General features: G+C 67.1%; 4 protein-coding genes and 1 tRNA gene. All 5 read left to right on the top strand.

Features of this window, described 5'->3' with window-relative positions; translation table 11 throughout:
- A partial coding sequence (locus ACY0I8_RS15430) for a hypothetical protein (protein WP_461395446.1) occupies positions 1-916 on the top strand: 916 nt, incomplete at its 5' end.
- Positions 913-1,638 carry an OmpA/MotB family protein gene (locus ACY0I8_RS15425; RefSeq protein WP_461395445.1) on the top strand — a complete coding sequence of 242 codons (726 nt, stop codon included), beginning with the start codon at positions 913-915 and terminating at the stop codon, positions 1,636-1,638. The genes ACY0I8_RS15430 and ACY0I8_RS15425, both read left to right, overlap by 4 nt.
- On the top strand, positions 1,635-2,846 hold the full coding sequence (locus ACY0I8_RS15420) for a hypothetical protein (RefSeq protein WP_461395444.1): 1,212 nt from the start codon (positions 1,635-1,637) through the stop codon (positions 2,844-2,846). The genes ACY0I8_RS15425 and ACY0I8_RS15420 overlap by 4 nt, the downstream gene beginning before the upstream one ends.
- Positions 2,843-5,614 (top strand): DEAD/DEAH box helicase, encoded by a 2,772-nt coding sequence (locus tag ACY0I8_RS15415; protein WP_461395443.1) that lies wholly within the window; start codon positions 2,843-2,845, stop codon positions 5,612-5,614. The genes ACY0I8_RS15420 and ACY0I8_RS15415 overlap by 4 nt, the downstream gene beginning before the upstream one ends.
- 70 nt (positions 5,615-5,684) lie before the next feature.
- Positions 5,685-5,771: transfer RNA gene (locus ACY0I8_RS15410), tRNA-Leu, on the top strand.
- The last annotated feature ends 215 nt before the right edge of the window (positions 5,772-5,986 follow it).

Genomic DNA, 5,986 nt, shown 5'->3' with positions numbered 1-5,986 from the left:
GGCCGAGGCGATCCGGCGCTTCAGCGGAACGCTCCACGAGTGGCAGGAGGTCATGGAGGAACTCCCCGGCACCCTCTCGGCCCTGAGCCGCAACGTGGACGACATGGCCAGGGAAACCCAAGCCCTTGCATCGGCCGTGGAAGTCTCGCGAAGCGTAGCCGCGGACCTAAGCGGACCGCTACGGGAGGAGCTTTCCGACGTGGCAGCCGCGTTGACCCGCGCGGCCGAGGCGGCAGGGCAGCACGTGGGATCGGTTCTCGAGTGGCCCGATCGGGCTGGAGAGATCCTGGGGCGCCACCTCCAGGGGCTGGAGTCGTGGTCGAACAGGGCCGAGCGCGCGGCTTTTGAAAGCTGGGAAAACACGCGCGCGGAGCTTTCTCGCCTCACCGAGGCCCTCACGGCGTTGGGGGTCCGCGCCGAGCAGAGCACGGGGGCCCTTCGGGAGGCCTCCGAGCGGATGTTGGACGCCCTCTGCGGAGACCTCCGCGACGTCCGACTTCGCCTGGATGCCCTGGTCGAAAAGGCCGAGAACGCCGTCTCGTGGCTTAAGGAACTTGGGGCGCAGCCTGCTGCGGGCGCGGTCTCGACCGTTGGCGCACGAAACGACGGCGAGGAGGTACGGCTTCTGGCGGAACGACTCGGGAGGGAGATCCGTGAAACCGCGACCGCAGTGACCCTACACGTGGCGGACCTCCGAAATGGGTTCCAAGAAGCCGTACGGAACGCGGCGCAGCACATGAACGCGATTCACCAGAACACGCAGAGGGTCGCTGAGTTGCTCGAGAAAAGTGGGAGGCGGCCCAAGGAAAGCCCCCCCGAAGCCCCGCAGCCCGCTGCCGGAGGGGCGCAGAAAAAGGGGGAAACGCCCGTCAGAAAGCCCCGCGGGCTGTTCGGTAGAATCCTGGGACGGCGATGATCCTGAGAAGCCGCCGTTCCGATCCGTGGGCCGTCGGCCCCGGCCCGTCCCCGGCCGACTCGTTCTGGGCGTCGTACAGCGACCTCATGGCGGGCGTGCTCCTCGTGTTCGCCCTCACCACGGCGATGACCATGCTCAGCATCGGATCGCGCCTCGTGAAAACCACGGAGAAGGTGGACCGCTGGAAAGAGTTGGTCTCCGAGCTGTGTTCCGACCCCCAACTCCAGACGATGGAAGGGGTCCGGGTGGACTGCAACACCGGGGCCCTCATCATCCAGAGCGACCGCCTGCAGTTCGCCTTCAACAACACCCAGTTGGGGGAGGAGGGGAAGGCGCTGCTGCGTGAGGTGGTGCCGATTTACCTCAACGTGGTCCGGCGCAAGCCGGAGCTTCAGGAGTTCGTGGATACGGTCGAGATCGCCGGGCACACGGACCGAAAGGACCTGAACCAGGCGAATCCCCAAATATCCCGGGACCGGGCGGGCGCGGTGCTCGCGTATCTCCTGGCGGAACCCGCGCTGGAGGAGCACTGGCAGTTCCTCAAGGAAAAGGCCGTAACCGCAGGATACGCCGACACCCGGTTCGAGGAGGCCTCGCCCCCCTGCGAGCAGGACGAGTGCCCGGCAGCCCGTCGGGTCGAGATCACGGTGCGGCTCAAGGATGCCGAGATTCTGGCCGAGTTCGGGAAGATCCTGGAGCAGATCTACAAGGCCCGCAGATGAAGTTCTCGTTTCGCCCCGGCCGTACCCTGGAGGCCCTGGCCGTGGTCCGGAGGGAGCACCCCCGGGAGGGGCCCGAAAGCGGGGAGGCCGATCCCCAGGTCCTAGACCGACTCCGGGCCCGCCTCGCCCAAACTCCGTGGGCGGACCTCCCGGGCCTGGCGGCGGACATTACGCCCCGGGACGTGGCCGGATGTTTCCAGATCGTTCTGGCGGACCGCGAGGGCGAGGTCGCGGAAAAGGCAGCGGACGTGGTACGCCGCAGGCCTCGGGAACGCTTTCTCGTGGCCGCCTGGCGCCACCTCCTTCGCGATTACCCCCACGATTTATTGGAAGCCCTTCTGCGGGCGCTCGTCGAGACCCTGGGGTCCGAAACCGTTCGGAGGGCGTGGCCGGAGTCGGCGTGGGCCATGGCGTGGTTCGCGCACCCCCGGCTCGCCCAGGGCGCGCTCGCGACATACGAGGCCGACCCGCGCCGGGAACCCTTCGACGCGTATCTGGGCCGGGCCGGGGTCTCCGCCGAGGAGGGGGGCGGGTTTTGGAGGGAAGCGTGGCGCTGGCTCCTCGCTGAGGGCACCCGCAACGCGCTGCTCGCCCACCCCCCCGGGGTCCTCGAGGACCGGCTGATCCGGGGCGGATGGGGGCTCGAGGATCGGGTCCGCTTCGGGCGCCACTACCTGGTCACGATCCCCGGACCGGGGGAGTGGGCGGAGGCGATCTTGGAATGGGTGCTCGACTCTTTTGGAGAACCGGCCACCCCGGAGTCCCGGCTTCGGCATCAGGATCCTTTCTGGGAACCGCTCCCCGCCTCCGTAAGAGAGGCGTTCCGGCGCTGGCTCCTGACCCGGGAGGTGGTGAGCTTCTTTGAGGGGGAGCGAGCGGAGTTCTGGAAGCACTATGTGCAGGAAGGGAATGTGCGGGACGTGCGGCTGATTCTCGATGGCCAGGGTTTCATGCTCGATTTCGGGGGGTTCGGCGTGATCGAGTTCAAGCAGATCGGGAACGCGGCGTACCTCTACCCCAAGGACGTGTTCCGGTCGTACTGGGCACGGGCGGAGCGACTCACCCGACCGGAAGCCTTCAAGGACAGGCGCAGGACCCTCAGAGGGCATTGGGGTTACCGTGGAGGCGACGGCCGGATCATCCACGCGAGTGACTGGCGGCCGTGGGCCAAGTACCTCATCGACCACCTCATCGGCAGGAACACATGACCGCTTTGCTCGGCAATCTTCTTCGCCGATTCCGGAGCCGGTTCACGAGGGACGGTGCGGAGCTGCGCTGGTCGGGGACGGAAACGGTTCGCCTCCCCCTGTCCGCCAATCCCCCGGACGTGCTCTCCCGGCTGATGGGCCAGGGCCTGGCGTGGACCGCCCTGGAAGAGCTTTGGACCGAAGGGCTCGTGGCGGAGCGGGGCCCAAACCGCTGGACGGTGTCCTACGAGGCGTTTCGAACGCTGGGGGAGGAGGACCGGCCCGTGTTCGAGGCGTTGGGGTGGCCGGTCCCCCGGCCCTTCGCCCTGCGCTGCCGCAGCGTGGGAAGCGTCGTGGATCCCTCGTTTCGGATCGTGGCCGAGGTCCACCACCCGGGGGCCGGAATCCTGAGGGACGGGGAGGCAAAGCGCATCGGATCGGTGTTCGTGCTGGGCCCCGACCGGATCGTGCCCCTCGTGCCGGAACAGGCTCGGGTGTTAGACGAAGCGGCGAACCCGCCCGAAGGAAGCTCCCTCGAGGAGCGGATGGCCTACCTGGCACGGGTGCGACACGCCGCGCGGCAGGCCGGGGCGACCCTGGACGGGTACCTGGAATCGGAGGAGTACGAGTTCGCCGACGAAGTGGGATTGGACCTCCGGGAGGACGGCCCCGAGGAGGTCACTCTGCTCCCGGTCGTGGGCGGGAGGGGAACCTTTCCGGCGGTCGACGGCGAAGCCCTCCTCGCCAATCCAGATCGGGCGGTGTTCACCCGCCCCGCACCCGCTGGGCGGCGACAGCGATTGGTGTTGGGCGAGCAGGTCCGCTCCGCCGTGAAGAGCCTCCCGCCCGGGGGCAAGGTCCGGGGGGCCGACGTCCCCCGGCTCCTCACGAACCCGGAGCAGATCGTGCCCGAAGGGTTCGACCTGTCGCTGTTTAGCGAACGGGTGAAGGGCATCCGAACCCGCGTGTACAACTCGAGGCCGTACGTCCACGTGCGCCGATCGACCGGTGGTTGGTTCGAGGGCGTCCCGGGGATCGAGGTGGAGGACTGGAGCCCGGCCGGCGAAGAGCCGTCCGCTCCCGGTGAGAGCCCCCTCTCTCCGGAAACCTACGCGGAACTCGCGAAGCGAGCCCAGGAAACCGGGGAGGAGTTTCAGCGATGGGGTGACGGGTGGATCCGCGTGTCACCCGAGGAAGCGACCAAATTCCTCGACACGCTCGGAAAGCTTCCCCAAACCGGCGAGGGAACGGTTCGCATCCCGGCGGGAACGGTCCTCGAAATCTACGAGAACCTGGAGCTCCTGGAATTCATCGATCCGAAGTCCCTCGAGAGCCTCGAGGAGTCGCCCCTTCCCCAGGACCTTCCGGAGATCCCTCCGCCCCATGGGCTCCGCGCGGATCTGTATCCCCACCAACTCGTAGGATACCGATGGATGGCCCGCCTCGGCGAGCGAAGGTACGGAGGACTCCTGGCCGACGACATGGGGCTCGGCAAAACGATCCAGGTCATCAGCCACGTCCTGCGCCTCAAGGAGCAGGGCGAAACGGGGCCCCACCTCGTTGTGGTTCCCAAGACCCTTCTGGAAAACTGGGAGCGGGAAATCGAACGATTCGGAGGAGGGACCCTTAGGGTCACGCGCCATCGCCCCGGCTTCTGGGGCTTCCACCCGAAAATCTACGACGCCTACGACATCGTCTTGACGACCTACGAAACGCTGCGTCGGGACCAAGCCTGCCTCGCGACCGTGGACTGGAACCTCGTGGTGTGCGACGAGGCGCAGTACGTAAAAAACCCCACGGCCCAGCGCACCAGCGCCCTGAAGGCGATGAAGTCGCGGCACCGGGTCGCGCTGACGGGAACCCCCGTCGAAAACGGGCTTGTGGAGTTTTGGTGCATACTGGATTTCGTCCAGCCCGGCCTCCTGGGAAGTTGGCGTGAGTTCCGAACCGAGTACGAGCGCCCCATCGCGCAAGGGGACGGACACGAGCGCGAGCGCAAGGTGCGGGAACTCCTCGACCGGCTTCGGGGCCACTACCTGCGGAGGCTCAAAGAGGAAATCTTCGACGACCTTCCGCCGAAGCACCTCCACGAGCGACCGGCCCCCCTGAGCGAGGTGCAGCTGGAACTCTACCGCCGCATCGCCCGGGAAGGCCGAAGCGGCGGCAAGGGTGCGGCCCTGGCGGCCATCGGGCGGCTGATCCGGTTGTGCGCCCATCCGTCCGCGGAGGATCCCCGCTTCGCCGGGTCGGCCCCGGACGTGTGCCCGAAGCTGTCCGAAACGTTGAAGATCCTCGAAGAGATCCGGGAGAAGGGCGAAAAGGCCCTGATCTTCACGGACTTCAAGGCCGTACAACGCGCGCTTCGGGACGCCGTACGGGAGCGGTTCGGCGTCTGGCCCGACATCGTGAACGGGGACCTCACCGGCAACCGACAGGCGGTGATCGACATCTTTTCCGCGAAGCCCGGATTCAACGTGCTCATCCTCGGCCACCAGGTCGCGGGCATCGGCCTCAACATCACGGCCGCGAACCACGTCGTCCACTACACGCGGCCGTGGAACCCCGCCAAGGAAAACCAGGCCACCGACCGCGTGCACCGTATCGGGCAGAAAAAGCCCGTGCACGTGTATTACCCGATCGTCCACGACCCGCGGTTCGTGACCGTGGAGCGCCGCCTCGCCGAGGTCATCGCATCCAAGGCGGATCTGGCGAAGGACGTGCTCCGTCCCACGTCGGCGCTCGTCGTCCGGGAGGAGGACCTGTTGACGTGCCTCGAGGAGGTCGCGTAGCGAGCCCCCTCGGACGGGCTCACCGGCGCTTGACGCTCGGCCGCCCTGCGTGGTATCTAACGCCTCCCGTGCCGAAGTGGCGGAACTGGTAGACGCGCCAGATTCAGGATCTGGTGGGCGCAAGCCCGTGGAGGTTCGAGTCCTCTCTTCGGCACCAAGACGATCGCGACGGGTTACCGGACCGGCCGGTAACCCGTTTTTTCGTTCCGGGGGCCTCTTCCGCGGGCTGAGGCCCGAGTTTGACACCACCTAGTCACAGAAAAGCCGGAAAGACGATACACTTCGGGCGGTTAGCTCGAAGTGCGCCTTCCCGGCGTGTATGTAGGTCCTCAGCCCATCCGAAGGACTTCTGGCGGTTTCTTGATTCCCAAG

This window comes from Deferrisoma sp. (assembly GCF_054681715.1).
The sequence above is the reverse complement of the archived record's forward strand: the minus strand, read 5'-3'. Positions and strand labels throughout refer to the sequence as shown.

Coding starts and splice junctions, on each gene's coding strand:
- ACY0I8_RS15415 (WP_461395443.1), top strand. CDS start 2,843: ATGACCGCTTTGCTCGGCAATCTTCTTCGCCGATTCCGGAGCCGGTTC.
- ACY0I8_RS15420 (WP_461395444.1), top strand. CDS start 1,635: ATGAAGTTCTCGTTTCGCCCCGGCCGTACCCTGGAGGCCCTGGCCGTG.
- ACY0I8_RS15425 (WP_461395445.1), top strand. CDS start 913: ATGATCCTGAGAAGCCGCCGTTCCGATCCGTGGGCCGTCGGCCCCGGC.